General features: G+C 70.7%; 19 protein-coding genes. 13 read left to right on the top strand and 6 right to left on the bottom strand.

What is annotated here, in order from left to right:
• Nucleotide 1 precedes the first annotated feature (1 nt).
• The gene (locus AC1DWP_RS02885) at nucleotides 2-2,833 is read left to right on the top strand and encodes a DEAD/DEAH box helicase (protein ID WP_477612937.1); all 2,832 of its coding nucleotides are present in this window, start codon (nucleotides 2-4) and stop codon (nucleotides 2,831-2,833) included.
• Nucleotides 2,834-2,978: 145 nt separating this feature from the next.
• Here the strand turns inward: AC1DWP_RS02885 and AC1DWP_RS02890 are convergent, their stop codons facing one another.
• A complete protein-coding gene (locus tag AC1DWP_RS02890) occupies nucleotides 2,979-3,974 on the bottom strand; it encodes a 5'-3' exonuclease (RefSeq protein ID WP_477612938.1) in 996 nt (331 codons plus the stop codon).
• A 48-nt stretch (nucleotides 3,975-4,022) separates the two neighbouring features.
• Between AC1DWP_RS02890 and AC1DWP_RS02895 the strand changes: the two genes are divergently transcribed.
• A complete protein-coding gene (locus tag AC1DWP_RS02895) occupies nucleotides 4,023-4,445 on the top strand; it encodes an Lrp/AsnC family transcriptional regulator (protein WP_477612939.1) in 423 nt (140 codons plus the stop codon).
• A gap of 5 nt (nucleotides 4,446-4,450) precedes the next feature.
• Here the strand turns inward: AC1DWP_RS02895 and AC1DWP_RS02900 are convergent, their stop codons facing one another.
• The 4 genes from AC1DWP_RS02900 to AC1DWP_RS02915 form a co-directional block, all read right to left on the bottom strand.
• Entirely contained in the window at nucleotides 4,451-5,674 is a 1,224-nt protein-coding gene (locus tag AC1DWP_RS02900) for a glycoside hydrolase family 15 (protein ID WP_477612940.1), read from the bottom strand.
• A gap of 137 nt (nucleotides 5,675-5,811) precedes the next feature.
• On the bottom strand, nucleotides 5,812-6,303 hold the full coding sequence (gene ybaK / locus AC1DWP_RS02905) for a Cys-tRNA(Pro) deacylase (RefSeq protein WP_477612941.1): 492 nt from the start codon (nucleotides 6,301-6,303) through the stop codon (nucleotides 5,812-5,814).
• A gap of 34 nt (nucleotides 6,304-6,337) precedes the next feature.
• On the bottom strand, nucleotides 6,338-6,949 hold the full coding sequence (locus tag AC1DWP_RS02910) for a biotin transporter BioY (RefSeq protein WP_477612942.1): 612 nt from the start codon (nucleotides 6,947-6,949) through the stop codon (nucleotides 6,338-6,340).
• 86 nt (nucleotides 6,950-7,035) lie between these two features.
• Entirely contained in the window at nucleotides 7,036-8,481 is a 1,446-nt protein-coding gene (locus AC1DWP_RS02915) for a KamA family radical SAM protein (RefSeq protein WP_477612943.1), read from the bottom strand.
• Nucleotides 8,482-8,567: 86 nt separating this feature from the next.
• On the opposite strand from AC1DWP_RS02915, the gene kdd reads away from it, so the two are divergent.
• The 11 genes from kdd (at nucleotide 8,568) to AC1DWP_RS02970 (ending at nucleotide 23,326) form a co-directional block, all read left to right on the top strand.
• Nucleotides 8,568-9,620 (top strand): L-erythro-3,5-diaminohexanoate dehydrogenase, encoded by a 1,053-nt coding sequence (gene kdd / locus AC1DWP_RS02920; protein ID WP_477612944.1) that lies wholly within the window; start codon nucleotides 8,568-8,570, stop codon nucleotides 9,618-9,620.
• 53 nt (nucleotides 9,621-9,673) lie between these two features.
• A complete protein-coding gene (locus AC1DWP_RS02925) occupies nucleotides 9,674-12,121 on the top strand; it encodes a phosphoketolase family protein (protein ID WP_477612945.1) in 2,448 nt (815 codons plus the stop codon).
• A 10-nt stretch (nucleotides 12,122-12,131) separates the two neighbouring features.
• The gene (gene pta / locus AC1DWP_RS02930) at nucleotides 12,132-14,189 is read left to right on the top strand and encodes a phosphate acetyltransferase (protein WP_477612946.1); all 2,058 of its coding nucleotides are present in this window, start codon (nucleotides 12,132-12,134) and stop codon (nucleotides 14,187-14,189) included.
• Nucleotides 14,189-15,394 carry an acetate/propionate family kinase gene (locus tag AC1DWP_RS02935; RefSeq protein ID WP_477612947.1) on the top strand — a complete coding sequence of 402 codons (1,206 nt, stop codon included), beginning with the start codon at nucleotides 14,189-14,191 and terminating at the stop codon, nucleotides 15,392-15,394. The genes pta and AC1DWP_RS02935 overlap by 1 nt, the downstream gene beginning before the upstream one ends.
• A gap of 9 nt (nucleotides 15,395-15,403) precedes the next feature.
• Nucleotides 15,404-17,047 carry an amidohydrolase gene (locus tag AC1DWP_RS02940; protein ID WP_477612948.1) on the top strand — a complete coding sequence of 548 codons (1,644 nt, stop codon included), beginning with the start codon at nucleotides 15,404-15,406 and terminating at the stop codon, nucleotides 17,045-17,047.
• An 83-nt stretch (nucleotides 17,048-17,130) separates the two neighbouring features.
• Nucleotides 17,131-18,720, top strand: coding sequence for a lysine 5,6-aminomutase subunit alpha (kamD, locus tag AC1DWP_RS02945; protein ID WP_477612949.1), 1,590 nt, complete (start codon nucleotides 17,131-17,133; stop codon nucleotides 18,718-18,720).
• The gene (gene kamE / locus AC1DWP_RS02950; RefSeq protein WP_477612950.1) at nucleotides 18,717-19,565 is read left to right on the top strand and encodes a lysine 5,6-aminomutase subunit beta; all 849 of its coding nucleotides are present in this window, start codon (nucleotides 18,717-18,719) and stop codon (nucleotides 19,563-19,565) included. Before kamD ends, kamE begins: the two co-directional genes overlap by 4 nt.
• On the top strand, nucleotides 19,562-19,972 hold the full coding sequence (kal, locus tag AC1DWP_RS02955) for a 3-aminobutyryl-CoA ammonia lyase (protein WP_477612951.1): 411 nt from the start codon (nucleotides 19,562-19,564) through the stop codon (nucleotides 19,970-19,972). Before kamE ends, kal begins: the two co-directional genes overlap by 4 nt.
• A 417-nt stretch (nucleotides 19,973-20,389) precedes the next feature.
• Nucleotides 20,390-22,030, top strand: coding sequence for an apolipoprotein N-acyltransferase (gene lnt / locus AC1DWP_RS02960; RefSeq protein WP_477612952.1), 1,641 nt, complete (start codon nucleotides 20,390-20,392; stop codon nucleotides 22,028-22,030).
• A complete protein-coding gene (locus AC1DWP_RS02965) occupies nucleotides 22,023-22,808 on the top strand; it encodes a polyprenol monophosphomannose synthase (protein ID WP_477612953.1) in 786 nt (261 codons plus the stop codon). Before lnt ends, AC1DWP_RS02965 begins: the two co-directional genes overlap by 8 nt.
• Nucleotides 22,793-23,326 (top strand): FxsA family protein, encoded by a 534-nt coding sequence (locus AC1DWP_RS02970; protein ID WP_477612954.1) that lies wholly within the window; start codon nucleotides 22,793-22,795, stop codon nucleotides 23,324-23,326. Before AC1DWP_RS02965 ends, AC1DWP_RS02970 begins: the two co-directional genes overlap by 16 nt.
• A gap of 77 nt (nucleotides 23,327-23,403) precedes the next feature.
• Here the strand turns inward: AC1DWP_RS02970 and AC1DWP_RS02975 are convergent, their stop codons facing one another.
• Nucleotides 23,404-23,763 (bottom strand): RNA polymerase-binding protein RbpA, encoded by a 360-nt coding sequence (locus tag AC1DWP_RS02975; protein ID WP_179423005.1) that lies wholly within the window; start codon nucleotides 23,761-23,763, stop codon nucleotides 23,404-23,406.
• Between the last annotated feature and the right edge of the window lie 68 nt (nucleotides 23,764-23,831).

A 23,831-nucleotide genomic window follows, 5' to 3' on the forward strand; every position in this document is an offset into this window, starting at 1 on the left:
CATGTCGACGCCCGCTGAGCGATTCGCCGCAAGCGCCAGCCGCGCGGCATACGAGAAGTCTCGGTTGGCCGCCTTCGCGGCGACGGTGGACTTCCCCCTCGACGACTTCCAGGTGCAGGCCTGCGAGGCCGTGGAGGCCGGGCGCGGCGTGCTCGTCGCGGCGCCCACCGGGGCAGGCAAGACCATCGTGGGCGAGTTCGCGGTGTTCCTGGCCCTCGCCACCGGGCGCAAGGCGTTCTACACGACCCCCATCAAGGCGCTGTCCAACCAGAAGTACAACGACCTCGTGAAGCGTCACGGTGTCAAGAACGTCGGGCTGCTCACCGGGGACTCCTCGATCAACGGCGAGGCTCCCGTCGTCGTCATGACGACCGAGGTGCTCCGCAACATGATGTATGCCGGGTCGTCGACCCTGCACGGGCTCGGCTTCGTGGTCATGGACGAGGTGCACTACCTCGCCGACCGGTTCCGCGGCGCAGTGTGGGAGGAGGTCATCATCCACCTGCCGCAGGACGTGCAGGTCGTGTCGCTGTCCGCAACCGTGAGCAACGCCGAGGAGTTCGGCGCCTGGCTGTCGGAGGTGCGCAGCGGCGTCGACATCATCGTGTCCGAGCACCGCCCCGTGCCGCTGTGGCAGCACATGATGGTCTCGCAGTCGATGTACGACCTGTTCGTCGACGAGGCGTCCGCGCCGGTCACGGGCGCGGACGCGACGCGGGTGAATCCCGAGCTGTTGCAGGCGATTCGCACTTTCGAGCAACGCGGTCGCTGGGACGACGGCGCACGCCACGGATCGCAGTCGGACCGGCACAGCCGCGGTGGGCGGGGGCCTCGCGGCCCCGGCGGCGGCTACGGCGGGCACGGCATGGCCCGCAGCTCGGGCGGGCGCCCCGGTGGGGGAGCGACCCGTTCCGAGGTCGTCCAGCGGCTCGAGCGCGAGGGGCTGCTGCCGGCCATCACCTTCATCTTCAGCCGGGTGGGGTGCGAGGCCGCCGTCGGCCAGCTGCTGCGCGACGGGGTCCGGCTGATCACCGAGGCCGAGGGCGACCGGATCCGGCGCACCGTCGAGGAGCGCGTCTCCGCGCTGGCCGACGAGGACCTCGGCGTGCTCGGCTACTGGGACTTCGTGGACGGCCTGACGCGTGGGTTCGCGGCGCACCACGCCGGCATGTTGCCGACGTTCCGCGAGATCGTCGAGGAGCTCTTCACGGCAGGGCGGATCCGCGCCGTCTTCGCCACCGAGACCCTCGCACTCGGCATCAACATGCCCGCGCGCACGGTCGTCATCGAGAAGCTCGTGAAGTTCAACGGCGAGACCCATGCCGACATCACCCCCGCCGAGTACACCCAGCTGACCGGACGGGCCGGGCGTCGGGGGATCGACGTCGAGGGCCATGCCCTGGTCCAGTGGAACCGCGGGATGGACCCGCTCGCCGTGGCCGGACTGGCGTCCACCCGCACCTACCCGCTGAAGTCGTCCTTCCGGCCCACCTACAACATGGCCGTCAACCTCGTCGCCCAGGTCGGGCGCGAGACCGCCCGCGAGATCCTCGAGACCTCCTTCGCCCAGTTCCAGGCCGACCGCGCCGTGGTGGGGATGGCCAGGGCCGTGCGCAAGAACGAGGAGGGCCTCGAGGGCTACGGCGAGGGCATGGCGTGTCACCTCGGCGACTTCAAGGAGTATGCCGCGCTGCGCCACGAGATCGCGCGCCTCGAGAAGGAGGGGGCCAAGGTCCGCTCGGCGAGCAACCGGGCGCAGGCAGCGGTGTCGCTGGAGGCGTTGAAGATCGGGGACGTCATCAAGATCCCGTCGGGTCGCCGCGCGGGCTACGCCGTCGTCGTCCATCCCTCCAAGTCCTACCGGGGAGAGGTGCCGGCTCCGACCGTGGTGACCGAGGACAAGCAGCTCCTCAAGCTGACGCTCGTGGACGTCCCGACGCCGGTCGAGGCGATCGCGCACGTCAAGGTGCCGCCACACTTCAACTCCAAGAGCCCGAAGGCCCGCCGCGACCTGGCGACCTCACTGCGGATCGCCGTCCCCTACGACCCCCCGCCCGGCCGCTCGCGCGACCACGCGGCATACGCGGGAAGCGCTGAGGACGAACGCATCTCCGAGCTGCGCCGCCAGCTCAAGGCGCATCCCTGTCACCAGTGTCCGGACCGCGAGGACCACGCCAGGTGGGCCGAGCGGTGGTGGCGGCTCAAGCGCGAGACGCTCGGGCTGCAGCGCAAGGTGGAGGGGCGCACCAACTCGGTCGCCCGCACGTTCGACCGGATCTGCACCCTGCTCGGGGAGATGGGCTACCTGTCCGACAGTGGTGACCTCGTGACGCCGCAGGGGGAGAACCTGCGCCGGCTGTACACCGAGAAGGACCTGCTGGCCGCTGAGTGCCTGCGGCTGGGGGTGTGGAAGCGGCTGGACCCGGCCGGCCTGGCGTCGATCGTGTCGGCCCTGATCCACGAGCCGCGTCGCGACGAGACCGACCCGTCACCCCGGATGCCCAACGAGGACGTCGCCGAGGCGGTCCGTGAGATGAACCGGCTCTGGTCGGTGCTGGAGGACCGCGAACGCGAGCTCGGGCTCCCGCTCACCGGTGACCCCGATGCCGGGATGGTCTGGATGATGCACCGGTGGGCGAGCGGTCGTCAGCTGGAGGAGGTGCTTCGGGGGTCGGACATGGCCGCTGGTGACTTCGTGCGGCGGTGCAAGCAGGTGGTCGACCTGCTCGGTCAGATCGGCGACGCGGCACCCGAGCCGACCCTGCGCGCCACGTCGCGCAGGGCCATCGACGCCGTCATGCGCGGCGTGGTCGCCGCCGACCGCCTCGACTGAGCGCTCTCGGGTGGGCACTTTCGGGCGAGTGGCCGATTTCCCGGGCACAGGTGCGCCCCTCCCTCCGAACGACCGGGCGAGTGGCCGAATGTCCACCGTCGACGCCTGACGATGAGGCTGCACGCCTGACGATGTGGCTGCACGGCTACTCGATGCGCAGAGCCGACAGCACGCGGTTGAACGAGCTGGTCACCCCGAACTCACTGGCGACCCGGCTCATCAGCACGGGGTCCGCTACCTCGGTCGGCAGGGCCAGGTCCACCTCGTCGACCGGTGCGTCGCGAGTCACTCGCACCACCGTGGGCGCCACGTCGAGGTACGCCGTCGCCGCCTCCAGGTTGGCCCGCCGGGCTCCCTTGATGGCCGGAGCTCCAGAGTCCACCGCCGCCCGGAGACCGGCGAGCGAGCCGTACTCGGCGATCAGCTGGGCCGCGGTCTTGTCGCCGATGCCCTTGACGCCGGGCAGGCCGTCGCTCGTGTCACCGCGCAGGATCGACATGTCCAGGTAGGCGTCGCCGTTCTCCACGGCATACCGCTCCCGCAGGTAGTCCTGGGTCGCGAGGTCGGGGTCACGCACCCCGCCCTTGCCGGTGTAGAGGACACGGACGCCTCGGGCGTCGTCCACGAGCTGCAGGAGGTCGCGATCTCCCGTGACGATGTCGACCTTCATGGTGCCGCCCCACCGGGTGGCCAGCGTGCCGATCACGTCGTCGGCCTCGAAGCCGTCAGCCCCGAGGCGGGCAATACCCAGCGCTGCCAGCGCATCGACGATGACCGGCACCTGGGGAGCCAGGTCGTCCGGGACCTCTTCGGCGACGGTGTCGTCCGAGGCCGGGTGCGCCTGGTCGGGCACGGAGCCGGCCACTGGGGCGGGGGACTCCTCGGTCACCCGGTGAGCCTTGTAGCTGGGCAGCAGGTCGACCCGCCACTGCGGTCGCCAGTCGTTGTCCCAGCAGGCTGCGAGGTGGGTCGGCTGGTGGGTCGTGACGAGCGAGGCGATCATGTCGAGGAACCCGCGGATCGCATTGGTGGGCGGCTGCGAGGGATCGCTGCGCTGGTCCGGCACCCCGAAGAAGGCGCGGAAGTACAACGAGGCGCTGTCGAGCAGCATGAGACGGCCGGAGCTGTCGGGCGAGGTCATGGCGGACATGCTGCCACCCCCGACCCCGGTCCTCAGTAAGGTGTGGGCGTGGAAGACCTCGATCGACGCATCGTCGACCTGCTGCGCGCCGACGGTCGGATGAGCTACACCGACCTGGGCAAGGCCATGGGCCTGTCCACCTCGGCGGTCCACCAGCGGGTGCGTCGGCTCGAGGAGCGCGGGGTCCTCAAGGGGTATGCCGCGCTCGTCGACTACACCGCGTTGGACCTGCCGCTCACGGCGTTCATCTCGATCTCACCGCTGGACCCTGCTGCGCCGGACGACATCCCGGACCGGTTGCGCGACATCACCGAGCTCGAGGCCTGTCACTCGGTGGCGGGCGATGAGAACTACATCCTCAAGGCGAGGGTCCGCACGCCCGGTGACCTCGAGGTGCTGCTGGCTCGGGTGCGGTCCGCCGCGAACGTCGCCACCCGCACCACTGTGGTGCTTTCCACCCCCTGGGAGTAGCCGCCTCAGGGTTGGTCCAGCTCGTGCAGGGTCAGCAGCGTGAGGGCAGCGGTCCACACGAGCGGAGCTGGCCCGGCAGGGCGCCCGGTGCGCGTGACCTTCTCGGGCAGGGATCCGTAGGCCGTGCGGTGGTCATCCAGCCAGTTCAACCACCGTGTGGCTGTCCCGTCACGGGCCGTCGCCGCGGCCGTCAGAGCCACGAGGGCGGTCTCCGGCGTCCACGACGCACCGTCGTCCTTGGGCCAGTCGGCGCCGGGGGCCAGACCGCCGGCCGGGCGCAGGGCTTCACGCTGGTAGCGCAACCACGCGTCACGCAGGGCGTGGTCGGCCTCCTGGCCTCCCGGTGGACCGTGGAACGGGGGCAGCAGCATCGCCACCGCGGCGTCGACGCCTCCACCGTCCCGTCCGAACCGCTCGTACCGCGGACCGAAGCTGCCGGTGACGACCTCGCTCAACCGCGAGGCCACGACGCCGACGGTGACGGCCTCCGTCGGCTGTCCGGTGGCGCGGTAGTCACCGGCCGCGGCCTCCAGGCCCGCGAGCATCGGCGCCACGGTCCCCAGGGAGGTGCGGTCGACCGGCAGCTCCCAGTAGTCCGGGGACGGTGGCGGGAGCCGGCTGCCCGAGTCGACGAGCGTGGTGAGGGCTTGCACACAGCGGTCTCGGAGGCCGGCCGCCGTCGCCGGGACACTCGCGGGGCTCGCGGTCCGCACCTGCGCGATGGCCCAGAGCACCCAGCCACACCCGTCGGACTGGCGTGGGCGGTCGGTCAGGGGCGACCCGTCCAGACGGTATCGAGCCTGGAAGCCCTGCAAGGGGTCGAACTCCAGTCGCGCCAGGCGGTCGAGGATCGACGCAGCCTCCTTGTCGTGACCGCTGATGCTCAGAGCGGCCGCCGCGAACGAGCCGTCCCGCGGCCAGAAGTATCCCCACGGCCCGCCGGGCCCGGCCGCCACGGTCCCGTTCGGGGACAGGAACGAGTGGATGTCGACGAGCGCCCACCTCGCCAGGTCCTCCCAGCGGGTGCCGTCGCCGGGCACGGTGCCGGTCTCCAGCCAGAGCTGGTCAGCCCTGCTCTGGCCACCGGCTGCATACACCTCGGGTGAGCGGTAGCCAGGCGCCGTGAGGAGTCGGGCCTCGGGGAGGTGCGCCCGGGGGCCTGCGGTCGCGCCGACCATGACGAGCGCGAGCAGCAGGATGCCCAGCGACCCTGTCCGCGTGGTCCTCACGTGTCACCCCCGATGGTGGGCCAGTCAGCCCACGGTAGATCGCCCCGGGGGCCGACGCACACCACCTTTGGGGGAGTCGGCGGCACGGCGGGTGAGCAGGGCGTCGACGACCGCGACGTCAGGGCGCGGTCAGGGCGTCACCGCGATATCAGCGCGACCTGTGCCCGCGTGGCGGTGACCAGGTCGTCAGGCGTGAGGGAAAGGTCGAGGCCACGACGGCCTCCCGAGACGTACACGCGGTCGAACCCGAGAGCAGACTCGTCCACGACGGTCGGGAGTGCCTTCTTCTGCCCGATGGGGGAGATCCCGCCCACGACGTAGCCGCTCGACCGCTCGGCGTCGGCGGGTTGGGCCATCGCCACCTTCTTGAGGCCCAGTGCGGCCGCGATGGCCTTGAGGTCGAGCTGCCGGTCGACCGGCACCACCCCGACGGCCAGGCCGCGCTCGGACTCGACCAGGAGGGTCTTGAAGACCTGTCCGGGGGGCACCGACAGCGCAGCGGCGGCCTCCAGTCCATAGGAGGCCGCCGCCGGGTCGTGCTCGTAGGAGTGCACCTCGAACGCCAGTCCGAGCCGGGTCAGCGCCGTGCTGGCGGGGGTGCCGGTGCTGGCCTCGCGACGCTTGCCCATCAGGTGTCGGTATGCCGTGACGGAGGTAGGTCGGTCAGCGCTTGTCGACGCGCTTGACGAGCGCCCAGGCGGCCGGGAAGAGGCCCGCAGCCGCCGCGATCTTGATGGCGTCGCCGAGGAGGAAGGGGGTGAAGCCGGCGGCCAGGCCGGCCTCGAGGTCCATGCCGGTGGAGCCCATCAGCCACGACACGCCGACGGCGTAGATGACGAGGTTGCCGAGCACCATGGTGACGCCCGTCCTCACCACGGTGCGGTCACCGCCGCGCTGGGCCAGCCACCCCACGAGCGTCGCCGCAGCGACGAAGCCGATGACGTAGCCGAACGTGGCGCCGCCCCAGCCGTCGTTGTGGTCGGCGAACCAGTTCACGCCCAGTCCGCCGGCGACCAGGTAGGTGCCGACGCTGAGCAGGGCCCGCAGGCCGCCCAGTGAGGCTCCCGTCAGCAGGACGGCGAACGTGCCGAGCGTGAGGGGCACCGGGGTGCCCGGGAGCGGGACGTGCCACTGGGACAAGAGGCCGATGAATCCGGCGCCGGCAGCGATGAGCAGGACGTCACGAACGCGCGATCCGACCCATGCGGGCACGCCCACCACTGCGGGGACGTAGTCGGCCAGGACGCGCTTGCGGGGGATGGCGATAGCAGTCACGGGAGCAACCTAGCGAAGCCCGACCGCGCGGCATGACAGGCCCTCACGTCGTGAACGTCACACGCCGCGGCCGCGCACCGTCCGACTCAGACCAGCGAGGCCTCGCGGCTGGCCGCGGCGCGCTCGACGGCGATCGCGTGGGCAGCCTCGTGGTCACCCTCCTCACGCCACCACTGCTGGCCCGCCTCAGGGAGGGTGTAGATCGGGTCGTAGTAGACGTAGTCGCGCGACAGGGCGTCGGTGTCTGCGTTCTCGATCGAGGTGCGGTAGTTCTTGCGCCAGAACGACATTCCGCGCTCGGTGTCGTAGCTGTCGACCTGGTGCACCCATCGCTTGCCGACGAACGGCACGTCGCAGACGATGCGCGGCGTGGCGAAGCCGGGCAGGTAGCCCATCATCGAGTGCTGCAGGTGCTGCGCCTCGGCGAGCGAGAGCCGCCAGTGCTCGGAGAACGGGATCATGTCGCACATGTAGAAGTAGTACGGCGTGATCATCGCGTCGTCCTGGAGGGCGAAGCAGAGGTCGAGCAGCTGCTCCACCGAGTCGTTGATGCCGCGCATCAGGACGCCCTGGTTGCGCACGTCCCGCACGCCGGCCTCCAACATCGCCTTGGAGGCGTCGGCCACCAGCGGCGTGACGGACTGCGCGTTGTTGACGTGGGTGTGGATCGCCAGGGAGACACCGCGCGAGCGGGCCTTGGCCGACACGCGGGCAACCCCCTCGACGACGTCGGGCTGCAGCCAGTGCTGGGGCAGGCCCATCAGCGCCTTGGTCGCCAGCCGGATGTCGCGGATGTTCTCGACGTCGAGCAGCTTGTCGATGAAGCCCTCGAGGTTCTTCCACGGCATGTTGGCGACGTCGCCACCGGAGACGACGACGTCACGCACCTGTGGCGTCTGCTGCAGGTAGGCGAGCATGGCGGCGTAGCGGTCGACCGGCTTGCCGGTGAGCTTGAGCTTGTCGATCACCGGCGTGGAGTTGCCGACGAGGTCCATGCGGGTGCAGTGTCCGCAGTACTGCGGACAGGTCGGGAGCAGCTCGGCGAGCACCTTGGTGGGGTAGCGGTGGGTCAGGCCCTCGGCGACCCACATGTCGTGCTCGTGCAGGCTGTCGCGGGTCGCGTGCGGGTGGGACGGCCAGTCGGTGCGTCGGTCGGAGAACACCGGGAGCATGTAGCGCCGGATGGGGTCGGCGTAGAACGCCCGGGTGAACTCGGCACCGGCGGCGGGCATCCGCCCGTCGGTCCAGGTCATCTCACTGACCATGGTGTTCATCATCTGCGGGGGGACGAGCATCGACATCGTGGCGCGCTCGGCCTGGTCGCGCTCGAGGTCGGCGTAGAAGGCGTCGGTCAGCAGGTCGCCCATCAGCTCGCGCAGCTGCTTGATGTTCTTGACGCAGTGCGCCCGCTGCCACTGAGCGCTGGCCCAGTCCTCGGCAGTGACGTCGCGCCACCCCGCGAATCGGGTCCAGTCGGGCTCCACCAGCTCGCGGTGGCGGTAGACATAGGGCTGCTCGATGGCGGTGCTCATACGTGGCAGGATACGGGACAGGTTCCGATGAAATCGACATCCGGCCGCAAGATTTGCGCTCTGTGTCGCAATTGATAGGAGATTCTGTGGTCCGCACCCCCTCGTCGCCCGTGGGTTTGCACCGCGTCCTCGACCCCGCCGGGGCCTCGCTGCCCCAGGCCGCCCAGCGGCTCGACGCCTCGCCCGAGCTGTGGCCGGACGAGGTGCGCATCAGCATCGAGACGCTCAACCTCGACGCGGCGTCCTACCGTCAGCTCTCCGAGAAGCACGGCGGCGACGGCGATGCCGTCCGCGCAGAGGTGCTCGACATCGTGGCCACGCGCGGGAAGATGCAGAACCCCGTCACCGGTTCCGGCGGCATGCTCATCGGCACGGTCGAGGAGGTCGGACCCGAGTCCACCCTCGGCCTGGCGGTCGGCGACCACGTCGCCACGCTCGTCTCGCTGTCTCTCACGCCGCTGGTGGTCACCGACCAGCTGGCTCGGTGGGACGGCAAGAGCGAGCGGGTGCCCGCCCGGGGACACGCCATCCTCTTCGGCCGCTCGATCGCGGCGCAGCTGCCCCCCGACCTGGCCCCGGACCTCGCCCTCATGGTGATGGACGTGTGCGGCGCACCGGCGCTGGTGGCCCGCGTGGTGGAGGAGTATGCCGCGCGCGGCGTCAGCCCCACCGTGTGCGTGCTCGGCGGGGCCGGCAAGTCCGGCTCGCTGTCCCTCGCCGCGGCGGCGCGGGCCGGCGCAGGCCGTCGCATCGCCGTGGTGCCCTTCGAGCGCGAGGCCGACCTGCTGTCCGGCACCGGACTGGCGGACGAGGTGGTCATCGCCGACGCCCGCAGCCCGCTCGGACTGTCCGAAGCCGTTGCCGCTGCGGGGGGACCAGCGGACATCACGGTCGTCTGCGTGGACGTGCCCGGGTGCGAGCAGCCGGCCATCCTCTCGACGGCACAGGGCGGCACGATCATCTTCTTCTCCATGGCCACCCACTTCGCGGCAGCGGCGCTCGGCGCCGAAGGTGTCGCCGCCGACGTTCGCATGCTGGTGGGCAACGGCTACGTGCCCGGCCACGCGGCATACGCCCTCGACCTGATCAGGGGCAACGCCGCGGTGCGGAGTCTCTTCGAAGGTCGCCTCGCGGAGTAGCGGCGGGCCAAAGGCCTTCCCCTCGGGTGCGGGTCCGTGGTGTCGTGGGGCGCATGCCGCAGACGTCCGCTGTGCCGGTGACCGTGTCCTACGCCCCGGAGGACCTCGCGCTGGACCTGCGGTGGTGGGCTGCCGCCAACTACCTGACGGTCGGCCAGATCTACCTGCGGGACAACGCCCTGCTCCGGGAGCCGCTGACCCTGGCGCACACCAAGCCCCGCCTGCTCGGCCACTGGGGCACCAGCCCCGGCCTGTCGATGATCTACGCCCTGGTGAACCGCCGCATCCGCGAGACCGACACGGACTGGCTCTACGTCACGGGCCCGGGGCACGGCGGCCCCGCCCTCGTGGCGGCAGCCTGGCTCGAGGGTACCTACAGCGAGATCTACCCCCACATCGGTGACGACGCCGAAGGGGTGCTGCGGCTCTTCCGCCAGTTCTCCTCGCCTGGGGGCATCCCCAGCCACGTCAGCGTCCAGACCCCCGGCTCGATCCACGAGGGGGGCGAGCTCGGCTACGCACTGGTGCACGCGGCGGGGGCGGCGTTCGACCACCCGGAGCTGGTGGTCGCCTGCGTCGTCGGCGACGGCGAGGCCGAGACCGGACCCCTGGCCGCGTCGTGGCGGCTGCCGAACTTCCTGAACCCGCGCCGGGATGGTGCGGTGCTGCCGATCCTGCACCTCAACGGATACAAGATCGCCGGGCCCACCGTGTTGGGACGCACCTCCGACGAGGATGTGGAGGACTACCTGCGCAGCCAGGGCTGGGACCCGGTCACGGTCAGCGGGGACGACCCCGCGCAGGTCTTTCCTGCCTTCCGGTCGGCGCTGGCGACAGCTCACGACAAGATCCGGTCGATCCAGGAAGCGGCGCGCAGTGGCTATGGTCCGGCCGAGCCGGTGCGGCACCCGTGGCCCGCCATCGTGCTGCGCACCCCGAAGGGCTGGACCGGTCCCGACATCGTCGACGGCGTGCAGGTGCAGGGGACCAACCTGTCCCACCAGGTGCCGCTGGCCGGCCTCGCCGAGGACCCCGGACACCTGCGGCTGCTCGAGGAATGGCTGCACACCTACCGCCCCGACGAGCTGTTCGACGCCGATGGCCGGCTCGCGCCAGAGCTGCGGGACCTCGCGCCGGCAGGGGACAAGCGCATGTCCGCGACGCCCTACGCGAACGGCGGACGGCTGCGCACGGAGCTGCCAACGCAGGACCTGACGGCATACGAGGTCCCCCTCACGCCCACCAGACGCGGACAGGACTCGGTGGAGAACACCATCACGTCCGGTCGCCTCATGCGCGACCTGTACGCCGCGACGACCCGACCCGACGGAGGCGGCACCTTCCGACTGTTCTCCCCGGACGAGACGGCGAGCAACCGCCTCCAGCCGGTGTTCGAGGTGACGGACCGCTGCTTCATGGGACCCCTGCGGGAGACCGACGACCACCTCGCGCCGGACGGCCGCGTGATGGAGGTGCTGAGCGAACACCTGTGCCAGGGCTGGCTCGAGGGATACGTGCTGAGCGGTCGGCACGGGATGTTTGCGACCTACGAGGCCTTCGCGATGGTGTCGGCGTCGATGGCCGTGCAGCACGTGAAGTGGCTGCAGCACGCGCAGGAGCTGCCCTGGCGGGCCGACGTGTCGTCGCTGAACGTCCTGCTCACGTCGACGTGCTGGCGCAACGACCACAACGGGTTCTCCCACCAGGGTCCCGGACTGATCGACTGCCTCATCCCGTTGTCGCCGCAGGTCGTGCGGGTGTGGCTGCCCCCGGACGCCAACACCACGCTGTCCATCACCGACCACTGCCTGCGCAGCACCAACTACGTCAACCTCATCGTCGTGGACAAGCAGAAGCACCTGCAGTACCTCACGCTCGAGGAAGCCCACGCACACTGTGCCGCGGGTGCCGGCGTCTGGGACTGGGCCAGCACCTGCGGACCGGACGACGAGCCCGACATCGTGCTCGCCTGCGCCGGCGACGTGCCGACCCAGGAGGCGCTCGCCGCCGCCGAGCTGCTCGCCGAGCACGTGCCAGAGCTCAGGGTGCGCTTCGTCAACGTCGTCGACCTGATGGCCCTGCTTCCCGAGAACGACCATCCCCATGGCTACTCGGACAGCCAGTTCGACGACCTCTTCACCGCCGACAGACACGTCGTGTTCGCGTTCCACGGCTACCCCCGTGCCGTGCACCAGCTCATCCACGGGCGCAACGACCCGGGGCGCTTCCACGTCCGCGGGTTCAACGAGCAGGGCACGACCACGACACCCTTCGACATGGTCGTGCTCAACCGGATGAGCAGGTTCCACCTCGCCCAGGAGGTGCTCCGCCGCGCTGATCGCCGCGTGCCAGGGTGGGACGCGCTCACCGAGCTCTGCGAGCGGCGGCTCGCCGAGCACCGGCCCCACATCGAGGAGCACCTCGAGGACATGCCGGACATCGCGGACTGGACCTGGAGGGGACCTGTCCACCCCAGCGCGCCTGACGAGTCGGGCCGGTAGTTTCGACCCCGTGACCACCAGCATCTACATCGCCGGCACCGAAGCCCGGTCCGGCAAGTCGGCGGTGGCGGTCGGACTGGTGCACCAGCTGAGCCGACGCGCGGGCCGGGTGGGCGTGTTCCGCCCCATCGTCCGCGCCTCGGGGCCGGACGAGCTGGTCCTGACGCTGTTGTCCCAGCTGCCCGGCGACCTCTCGGCAGAGCAGGCGTGCGGCGTGACCTACGACGACCTGCACGCCTCGCCCGAGCGGGCCATGGGAGTGATCGTCGACCGCTTCCACGACGTTGCCCGTGACCACGACGTCGTCCTCGTCGTGGGATCCGACTTCACCGACGTCTCGGCACCGACGGAGTTCTCGGTCAACGCGGCGGTGGCCGCCAACCTCGGCTCCCGGCTGCTCCTGGTCGTACCGGCACAGGGACACGACCCTGGGGAAGTGGCGACGACGGCCGAGATGGCGGTCACAGCGGCCCGCGAGGCGCATGCGCACGTGACCGGTGTGGTTGCCAACCAGGTGGCACGAGAGCTCCTGGCGGCCACCACGACCGCTGTGTCGGACCGGGTCGGGCTCCCCGTGCAGTCGCTGCCGGAGACACCACTGCTGCGGGCCCCGACCGTCAAGGACCTCGTCGACGCGTGCTCCGGCCGGCTCGTCCACGGCGAGGCCGGGTGGCTCGACCGCGAGTGCATGGGCCTGGTGGTCGCAGCCATGACCATGCCCCACGTCCTGGACCGGCTCATCGAGGGCGGCGTCGTGATCGTGCCCGGCGACCGTGAGGACGTGGTCCTTGGCGTCCTGCTCGCCCACCGGTCCAAGACCTTCCCGACCCTGTCGGGGATCGTCCTCAACGGCGGGTTCCCGCTCTCGCCGCAGGTCCAGCGGCTCATCGAGGGCCTCGACGTCGTACTGCCGATCGTCGCGACCGACAGCGGCACGATGACGACCGCGACGAGGTTGGGCGCGGCGCGTGGGCGCCTGACCCCCGGGTCCACCCGCAAGCTCGAGGCCGCAGTGGCCATGGTCGAGCGCGGACTCGACGCCGAGGCGTTGCTCGGACCCGTCGCGACGACGGGGGAGGGTGCTGTCACCCCGTTGATGTTCGAACACCAGCTGGTCGACGACGCTCGAGCGGCAGGCGCTCACATCGTGCTACCCGAAGGTGCCGAGGACCGGATCCTGCTCGCGGCCGACACCGTCCTGGCGCGCGAGATCGCGAAGCTCACCCTGCTCGGCGACGAGGAGACGATCCGCGCCAACGCAGCCCGCCTGGGTGCGGACATCTCCGGGGCGGCGATCATCGACCCGTCCAGCAGCTCCCTGCGCGAAGGATTCGCTGCAGACTATGCCGGGCTCCGGGCCCACAAGGGGGTCACACTCGACCAGGCCCGTGACCGGGTCGTCGACCCGTCCTACTTCGGCACGCTGATGGTGCACCAGGGCCTCGCTGACGGCATGGTCTCGGGGTGCATCACGACCACGGCACACACGATCCGCCCCGCCCTCGAGATCGTCCGGACCTCGCCTGACGTGTCGGTGGTCTCGAGCGTCTTCCTGATGTGCCTGGCCGACCGCGTCCTGGTCTACGGCGACTGTGCGGTCAACCCCGACCCGACCGCCGAGCAGCTCGCTGACATCGCGATCTCCTCGGCCCGCACGGCGCAGCGGTTCGGTATCGAGCCGAAGGTGGCGATGCTGTCGTACTCGACAGGCGAGTCGGGGACCGGCGCTGATGTCGACAAGGTCCGTGCCGCCACGGCCCTGGTCCACCAGCGTGCTCCAGAGCTTCTTGTCGAGGGTCCGATCCAGTACGACGCCGCGGTCGACCCCCACGTCGCGGCGACGAAGCTCAAGGACAGCCCCGTGGCGGGGCGCGCGACAGTCTTGGTGTTCCCCGACCTCAACACCGGCAACAACACCTACAAGGCGGTCCAGCGCAGCGCGTCGGCCGTCGCGATCGGTCCGATCCTGCAGGGCCTCAACCGGCCGGTCAACGACCTGTCCCGTGGAGCGCTGGTGCGCGACATCGTCAACACGATCGCCATCACGGCGATCCAGGCCGGCGCCTGATGCCGAGGTCGCGCACGGTCCTGGTCGTCAACTCGGGGTCGTCGTCGCTGAAGTACCAGGTCATCGATGCCGACACAGGTGCCACCGCAGCCTCGGGGCTGGTCGAGAGGATCGGGGGCCCTGGACGTCTCAGGCACACGTCCGGCGACGAGACGCACGAGCGTGACGTCACCTGCAACGACCACCGGGCCGCCCTCGACGCGGCCCGAGCCGCGCTGCGCGAGCACGGACCGGATCTCGGAGAGGTGGGGCTCTTCGCCGTCGGGCACAGGGTCGTGCACGGCGGCCCACGGTTCACCGAGCCGGTGGTTGTCGACGACGACGTGATCGAAGCCATCCGCGAGCTCGTGCCGCTGGCACCCCTGCACAACCCGGCGAACCTCGAGGGCATCCTCAGCGCCCGGGAGTCCTTCCCCGACGTTCCCCAGGTTGCCGTCTTCGACACCGCCTTCCACCAGACCCTTCCCGCTCGGGCCCACACGTATGCCGTGCCCGCGGACTGGCGGGACCGCCACCACGTGCGGCGCTACGGCTTCCACGGCACGTCGCACCGCTACGTCTCCCGTCGCACGGCGGAGCTCCTGGGGCGCAGCCCCGCCGACTGCAACGTCATCGTGCTCCACCTCGGCAACGGCGCCAGCGCCTGCGCGGTGCAGGGTGGTCGCAGCATCGACACCTCGATGGGGCTGTCTCCACTCGAAGGCCTGGTGATGGGTACTCGCTCCGGTGACGTCGACCCGGCGCTCGGCGCCTATCTCGCGCGCGTCGCGGACCTCGACGCCACCGCATACGACGAGGCACTGAACAAGGGCAGTGGCCTGCTGGGCCTCGCCGGCATCTCCGACGTGCGCGAGCTCGAGCAGCGGCGTGCCCATGGCGACGCGGACGCCGCTCTGGCCTTCGACGTGATGGCCTACCGGCTGCGCAAGTACGTCGGTGCGTATGCCGTGGCGCTGGGCCACGTCGACGCCATCGCGTTCACCGGTGGCATCGGTGAGAACAGCGCCGAGGTGCGACACGCTGTGCTCAGCGGTCTCGAGGTCCTCGGAGTCGAGGTCGACGCGTTGGCGAACGTCGCGGGGGAGCCCACCCGGCTGGTCACGACGGCCCGCAGCAACATCGCTGTGTACGTCGTCCCGACCAACGAGGAGCTGGAGATCGCGCGCGCCTGCCTCGACGTCCTGGGGCAGGACGGTCCCGTCTAGGGTGCTGGCGTGACCACCCTGTACCGCGGCGGCTTCGTCTACACCCCCATCGACCCCTTCGCCAACGCGATGGTGGTCGACGACGCGACGGGCACGATCGCCTGGATCGGCGGTGACGACGCGGCGGCTGTGCACGTCGACGCCGTCGACGAGGTGGTGGAGCTCAACGGTGCGTTGGTGACCCCGGCGTTCGTCGATGCCCACGCCCACACCTCGCAGACCGGGGCGGGTCTTCGCGGAGTCGACCTCGGCACGACGCAGTCGGTCGTCCAGGCGCTCAGCCGCATCGAGGACGCCGCCCGTGCCAACCAGGGTCGCCCCGTCTACGCCCCCAACTGGGACCAGGGCGACTGGGCCGAGCGCCGTCCGCACACCGGTGCCGAGCTGGACCGCGCGACCTACGGGGGAGTCGTCTACTCACCCCGCGTCGACGGTCACTCGGCGGTCATCTCCTCCGCCCTGGCGGCTGCCTCCGGTGCCCGAGACCTGCCAGGCTGGGAGGGCGACGGCCTGGTCACCAAGGACGCCCACCATGCAGCCCGGGAGGCCTTCAACGGCGCGGTCACCGCAGCGCAGCGACGGGCCGACATCGACCTGGCCCTCCGGGCCGCGGCGGCAGCCGGGATCGGACTCCTGCACGAGAACGGCGGCCGCACCCTGTCGGGCACCGACGACTTCGCGGAGGTCCTGGCGGCGGGGGAGCGTGGTGACGGGCCCCAGACGATCGGCTACTGGGCCCAGCTCGTGGCCGACGAGGCGCAGGCCCGGGACGTCGCCACCCTGCGCGGCGCCCGCGGGCTCGCCGGCGACCTCAACATCGACGGCTCGATCGGGTCACGCACCGCCCACCTCCGGGCGGACTACTCCGACGCCTCCGGTCACGCCGGCAACGCCTACCTCACCGTCGAGCAGGTTCGCGACCATGTCGCTGCCTGCTCGCTCGCGGGCGTCCAGGCCGGGTTCCACGTGATCGGCGACGCCGGGGTGGACACCGCGATCGAAGGGTTCGAGGCTGCCGCTGCCCTCGTCGGGGCTCCCGTCGTGACGCGGACCCGGCACCGCCTCGAGCACCTCGAGATGATCTCGCGAGACGGCATCGAGCGCCTCGTGCGACTTGGGGTCACTGCGAGCGTCCAGCCCGCCTTCGACGCCTTCTGGGGTGGCGACCAGGGCATGTATGCCGCGCGGCTGGGCGCCGACCGCGTCCACGGACGCCGCGGCGGCGACTGCGCCCCGATGAACGCCTTCGCAGAGATGATGGCGGCCGGGATGATCGTCGCCCTGGGATCGGACTCGCCGGTGACCCCGTTCGCCCCGTGGGAGGCCGTGCGGGCCTGCGTGAACCACCACGACGAGAGCCAGCGGGTCTCCGCGCGTTCGGCCTTCCTTGCCCACACCCGGGGTGGCTGGCGGGCGGCCGGGTACGACGACCGGGGCTACCTCGACCTGGGACTTCCGGCGAGCTTCGCCGTGTGGGAGGTGGGCGACCTCGTGGTGCAGGCACCGGACGACCGCATCCAGACCTGGTCCACCGACCCGCGCTCCGGGACGCCCGGCCTGCCGGACCTCTCGCCGGGCAGTCCCTCACCGACCTGCCAGCGGACGGTCGTGCGCGGTCGCACCGTCTTCGACTCCGGCGCGCTCGGCTCGTGACCCTGGACCGGCGTGGGGGGAAGAATTTGCGGCGCAGAGGACCATGCGCCGGAAATCCTCTCCCTCGCTGCTAGATTTGCCGCGTGTCTTCGCGCGTGAAACCCCTCCTCGACCTCGACCCGACTGATGTCCGCCGGGCCCGCACCCTGGCTCGCAAGGCCGGGCGACCTGTCGTCAAGCTGGCCCAGAGCCACACGACCGTCAGTGTCGAGCGCGCCACCCTGCGGCTCGCGGGCCTGTCCGGCGCCGACCATGAGCGCGTCCCGTGGGTCAACCACCTCGTCGATGCGGTCCGTGGCGAGGTCGGGCTCGAGCACGGCATCACCAGCCCGGTCTTCGACGCCCTGCGCAGGGGGGAGGCGCCTGACCTGCTAACACTGGCCCAGAAGGCGGCGAGCGGCTCGGTGCAGTTCCGGCTCCCCGAGGGCAAGGCGGCCACCACGGCAGCCAAGGACGCGCGCCGTGAGGTGAGCCGCGGCATCCGCACCATCGACAAGCAGCGCGCCAACCGCGACCGCCTCATCAAGCGCCACGGCGACCCCGAGCAGCGCCCCTGGATCTACCTCATCGTCGCCACCGGCGACATCTACGAGGACATCCCGCAGGCGCAGAACGCCGCCCGCGAGGGCGCCGACATCATCGCCGTCATCCGCTCGACGGGCCAGTCGTTGCTCGACTACGTGCCCGAGGGCGCCACCCGTGAGGGGTATGCCGGCACGTACGCGACGCAGGAGAACTTCCGCCTCATGCGCGCCGCCCTCGACGAGACGTCCAAGGAGCTCGGTCGCTACATCCGGCTGACCAACTACGCCTCGGGGCTGTGCATGCCGGAGATCGCCACGCTGGCCGGGCTCGAGCGGCTCGACATGATGCTCAACGACTCGATGTACGGGATCCTCTTCCGCGACATCAACCCCATCCGGACGTTCGTCGACCAGCGGTTCAGTCGGCAGATCCACGCCCGCGCCGGGATCATCATCAACACCGGCGAGGACAACTACCTCACGACGGCTGACGCCGTCGAGGCCGCGCACACGGTGACCGTGAGCCAGCTGCTCAACGAGTACTTCGCCAAGGAGGCGGGGCTCGAGGACTGGCAGCTCGGCCTGGGGCACGCGTTCGAGATCAACCCCGAGATCCCCGACTCGTTCCGGATGGAGCTCGCGCACGCACTGCTGGCCCGCCAGCTGTTCCCCGACGCACCCCTGAAGTGGATGCCGCCCACCAAGCACATGACCGGCGACGTGTTCCGCGGCTACCTGCTCGACGGGTTCTTCAACCTCGTCGGCGCGATGACCGGTCAGGGCATCCTGCTCGTCGGCATGATGACCGAGGCCGTGGTCACCCCGTTCCTGTCCGACCGCGACCTCGCCCTCCAGAACGTCCGCTACGTGCTCAACGCGGCCGGCGGTCTGACCGAGGACTTCCGCCCGCCCCGCGACGGCTTCATCCAGACCCGGGCTCGAGGCGTGCTCGGCGAGGCCATCGACCTGCTCACCGCGATCACCGAGGAGCCCGGGAAGGCACCCCTGCTCGAGGCGATCGCGGACGGCACCTTCGGCCTGATGAAGCGTCCCGCGAACGCCGGCAAGGGGCTCGACGGAGTGGTGGTCCGCGCCGACGGCTACGACAACCCGGCCACGACCCTCCTCGAGACCGGGGAGACCCGATGACACCGGCCCAGGACCCGCGCACGACCGACGAGGCCATGCCGCTCGACCCGATGCCCGCCAAGGCCGTGGCCAAGGGGGCGAAGGCTGCTCGCAAGACCCCGGACATCGTCCGCCCCTACGGCGACACCACCGGGGACGGCATGGTGCAGGTGTCGTTCACGCTGCCGGTCCCGCACGACAAGCGGGCTGAGGGCGCCGCCCTCCAGCTCGCAGCCAAGATGGGCCTCGAGCCGGCTCTGCTCGTCCACGCCAAGCCGATGGGTCCCGACTTCACGTTCTTCGTGGTCTACGGCAGCGCGACCCACCTGGTCGACCTGCGCGACGTCACCGTCGTGGAGCGTGAGTTCCCGCTGCTGAGCCCCACCGAGGTCAACAAGGCGATCAAGTCGCGGCTTCGTCGCAAGCTCGTCGTGGTCGGCGCGTGCATCGGCACCGACGCCCACACCGTCGGGATCGACGCCATCCTCAACATCAAGGGGTTCGCGGGGGAGAAGGGCCTGGAGTACTACCGCGAGATCAAGGTCGTGAACCTCGGCGCCCAGGTGCTCGTCCCGGAGCTCGTCGCCCGCGCCCGGGCCGAGAAGGCCGACGCCGTCATGGTCAGCCAGGTCGTCACGCAGCGCGACGCGCACATCCACAACACCACGACGATGAGCGCAGCCTTCCGAGAGGCCTACCCTGCCGGGCAGGTGCCACTGCTCGTCGTCGGTGGTCCCCGGTTCGAGGAGGGTTCGGCCCCCAAGCTCGGGGTCGACCGGATCTTCGGCCGCGGTACCACCCCCGGCGAGGTCGCCAGCTACCTCGTCCATGCCCTCGCCTCGCCCGTCTCGAAGGAGAAGTCATGACCGCCCCCACCCGAGCGACCGTCGGACTCACCGTCACCCATCGACGCTATGTGCCGTACAGCCACGCCCACTACGCGGGCAACCTCGTCGACGGCGCCTACTCGCTGGCGGCGTTCGGCGACGTGGCCACCGAGATGTGCATCCGCACGGACGGCGACGAGGGGCTGTTCGCGTCGTACTCCGACGTCCAGTTCAAGGCGCCGGTCCGGGCCGGCGACGTCATCGAGATCGAGGCCCGGCTGGTTCGGGCCGGGACCCGGAGCCGTGAGATGGACTTCGAGGTGCGGGTCGTCGGCCGCGGGACCCCCGAGCGCGGTGAGTCCGCCGCCGACGTCCTGGACCCGCCCGTGGTGGCCACCACGGCTCGTGGCGTCGTGGTGGTTCCCCCGCCGGCACCGACTGGTTGAGGGCCGCTTCCGGCGTGTCGCGCGCGACACGCCGACCGTTCGCCGATTGCCCGAAGTTGCCTTGCAGCACAACGGATTTGGCGTGAGCACGCAACCAGGGCAAATGAGGTCCTGCACCAGTGAACACGGGGTTGACAGCCCTCGCCTCGGGGGTAAGTTTGCCCACGGTTGTATCACCGCAAGACCGTTGACCAGGGGGAATCCAGGCCGGAGACGTACGCATTGCCCGGTGGCTAGCGCGCGCAGCCACCGCCCGCCAGCAGTGACGTACGACCGAACTGGTGCTCCGCCTCTCGGCGGTGGTGGACGGCGGCTCGGCCCGCGCGCTTAGTAGACAACAGCAGGATGTCGGCACCCAGCCGGCCCCTTGCTGGTCCCAACGGCAGTGCGGGCCGTTCCGTGTCCTACCGTGGTCCCGTGCCTCAGCCGACCATCACCCTCCGAGCGGGGCTGCGACTCCTCGCCGCCCTGGGATCCGGCCTCGTCACCTCGTACGCCTTTCCCGGACACGACATCTGGTGGTTCGCCCCGCTCGGTGTGGGCCTGCTGTCCGCGGCGGTCCTCGGCGCCCGGTGGCGACTGGCCCTGCTGCTGGGGCTGGCCCATGGCTTGGGGTTCTTCCTGCCGACGCTGTCGTGGACCGGCGTCTACGTCGGCAACCTCCCGTGGATCGCCCTGGCCACCCTGGAGGCCCTCTACCTCGCAGCCATGTGCGCGCTGACGGCTGCGGCCCAACGCCCCTTCCTCACCTCCCGGCTGCGCCCCCTCGCGTATGCCGCCGTCCCCTTGGCCTGGGTACTCCAGGAGTGGGCTCGAGGGACGACGCCATTCGGCGGTTTCCCGTGGGCGCGCCTGGCCTTCAGCCAGGCCGACGGCCCGTTGGCGCCGTTCGCCCGCTTCGGGGGAGCCCCCGGTCTCACCTTCGCCGTGGCCACCCTGGGCGTCCTGCTGCACCTGGTCGTCCGCGAGCTCACCCACCGGGTCGGGCGGCCGCGCCCGGCCCAGGCCGCGGCATACCGGCCCCTGGCGGTGGCCCTCGCAGTGCTGGCGCTGGCGCCGCTGGGCCTCGCCGTCGCGACGACGCCGCCCACGGACGGGCGGAAGGTGTCGGTCCTGTTCGTCCAGGGCAACGTGCCCAAGGCCGGACTGGACTTCAACGCCGAGCGTCGCAAGGTCCTGGACAACCATGTCCAGGGCACCCTCGGGGCGGTCGCCACGGGTCATCCGGCGCCGAGCCTGGTCGTGTGGCCGGAGAACTCCTCGGACATCGACCCGTTCGAGAACGCCGACGCGGCCGCCGACATCCGGCTCGCCGTCGGGACCGTCAAGGCGCCCATCCTCGTGGGTGCAGTCCTCGACGGCCCCGCCCCCTACATCTCCAACGCCAGCCTGTTCTACCGCCCGGGCGTCCCCGACCCGCAGCGGTACGTCAAGCAGCACCCGGTGCCGTTCGCGGAGTACATCCCCTTCCGCGACTTCTTCCGGAACTTCTCCGACAAGGTCGACCTGGTCACCCGGGACTTCACCAAGGGTGACCGGCCCGGCGGGTTCGAGGTGCCGGTGGCGGGGGAGCGGCCCTACTGGATCATCCCCACGATCTGCTTCGAGGTGGCGTACGACGGGCTGATGCGCGACTCGACCCTGCAGCCCGGGCGGGACGCGAGCATCCTCGCCGTGCAGACCAACAACGCGACGTTCGGCTACACCGCCGAGTCCGAGCAGCAGTTCGCGATCAGCCGGATCCGCGCCATCGAGCACGGACGCTCGGTCGTCCACGTCTCCACTGTCGGCGTCAGCGGGTTCATCAACCCCGACGGAACGTCCGTCGACAAGACGACGTTGTTCAGCGCAGCGGCCCGCTACGGGTCGCCGGTGGTGCGCACCGAGGTCACCGTGTCCGATCGCCTCGGACCGCTGCCGGAGTATGCCGCGGGCCTGGCGTTCGTCACACTCCTGGCGCTCGGTCTGTGCCTGCGGCGTCGGACCGCTAGGGTCGATCGCGCCACGGACGGACCCACCGCACCGGCTCAACCCCGAAGGGATCCTGTCGTTGTCTGACGAGATCGTGTTGTCTGACCAGGTCGACCGGGTGCTCGTGTGCATCCCGACGTACAACGAACGTGAGAACCTGCCCAGGATCGTCGAGCGGGTGCGTGCCGCGGTGCCGACTGCGGACGTCCTCGTGCTCGACGACAACTCTCCCGATGGCACCGGCAAGGTCGCGGACGAGATCGTCGCGGCCGATCCGCAGGTCCACGTGCTGCACCGACCTGGCAAACAGGGCCTCGGCAATGCCTACCTCGCGGGCTTCACCTGGGCCTTGGAGCAGGGCTACGGAGCCATCGTGGAGATGGACGCCGACGGCTCGCACCAGCCCGAGCAGCTGCCGGGCCTGCTGGCGGCCCTCTCCGACGCCGACCTGGTGATCGGCGCGCGCTGGGTTCGTGGCGGCAGCGTGGTCAACTGGCCACTGCACCGCAAGGCGCTCAGCGTCGGCGCCAACATCTACACCCGCGCGCTGCTCGGCATGCCGGTCCACGACGCCACCGCCGGCTACCGCGTCTACCGCGCCAGCGCCCTGCAGGCCATCGGGCTGGACCACGTCGCGTCCCAGGGCTACTGCTTCCAGGTGGACCTCACCCAGCGCGCCGTCCGGCTCGGGCTGCGCGTCGTCGAGGTGCCGATCACCTTCGTCGAGCGCGAGGTCGGTGACTCCAAGATGAGCGGCGACATCATGCGGGAGTCCCTGCTCCGGATCACGTCCTGGGGACTGGCGCACCGATCCGACCAGGTGCGCCGGCTGGGCCGCAGGGAGCCCACGTGGCACCGGCTGTAGGACGCACCCCCTATGCGCGGCGACGTCGGCCGCGCTGGCTGGCTGTCGCGTTCGTGCTCCTGCTCGTCGTCCCGGTCCTGGAGATCGCGGCGATCATCGCGGTCGGCAAGGTCATCGGCGGCTGGCAGACCTTGGTCCTGCTGCTGGTCGAGTCGGCCCTGGGCGCCTGGCTCGTCCGGCGTGAGGGGGCCCGCGCCTGGAAGGCGCTCAGCACGGCTCTGACCACGGGTCAGATGCCGAGCCGACAGCTCGCGGACGCGGCGCTCGTCCTCGTGGGCGGGACCCTGTTGCTCACCCCGGGGTTCCTCACCGACATCGTCGGGTTCTTCTTCATCCTGCCCTTCACGCGGCCCATCGCCCGGACCCTGCTCGAGACCGTCGTCGCCAAGAAGCTGCTCGGGGGTCTCTTCGGTGGCCGGGTCACCGGTGCTGGTCCCGGTGCTGGTCCCGGTGGATCCGGCGGGGCCGGCGGACAGTCGTCCAGTGGACCCGACGTCATCGAGGGCGAGGTCCTCTAGCCGCTCACCACGCGGCATACCACGCATGACGAAGGCCGCGTCCCTTGATCGGGACGCGGCCTTCGTGCTGCTGTGGCTCAGGCGGTGCGCTTGCGGCGGGGCTTCTCGCCGCGCGACTCGCGCAGGAGCACCAGGCGCTCCTCGAGGAGCTCCTCGAGCTCAGGGATGGACCGACGCTCGAGCAACATGTCCCAGTGGGTGCGGACGTGCTTGACCTGCTTGACCTCGGGCTCGGGGCCGTCGACGAGACGGGCCTCCTCGCCGCAACGGCACTCCCAGGTCGACGGGATCTCGGCCTCGATCGAGAAGGGCAGCTCGGTCCGGTGGCCCAGTGGGCACACGTAGGACGTGATCTGTCGCTCGCTCGGGACGACGTGGTCGTCTGTCTCGAGACTGTGCGAAACCATTCGGCTGCCCCGGAGGGTGCGCTCTGCCATGACGGGGTTCTCCCAACGTGCTTGGTACCCTGCCCGCTCGGGTGGGGGCTCGGGGATTCACTCGGCAT

The organism is Pedococcus sp. P2_F6 (assembly GCF_056403675.1).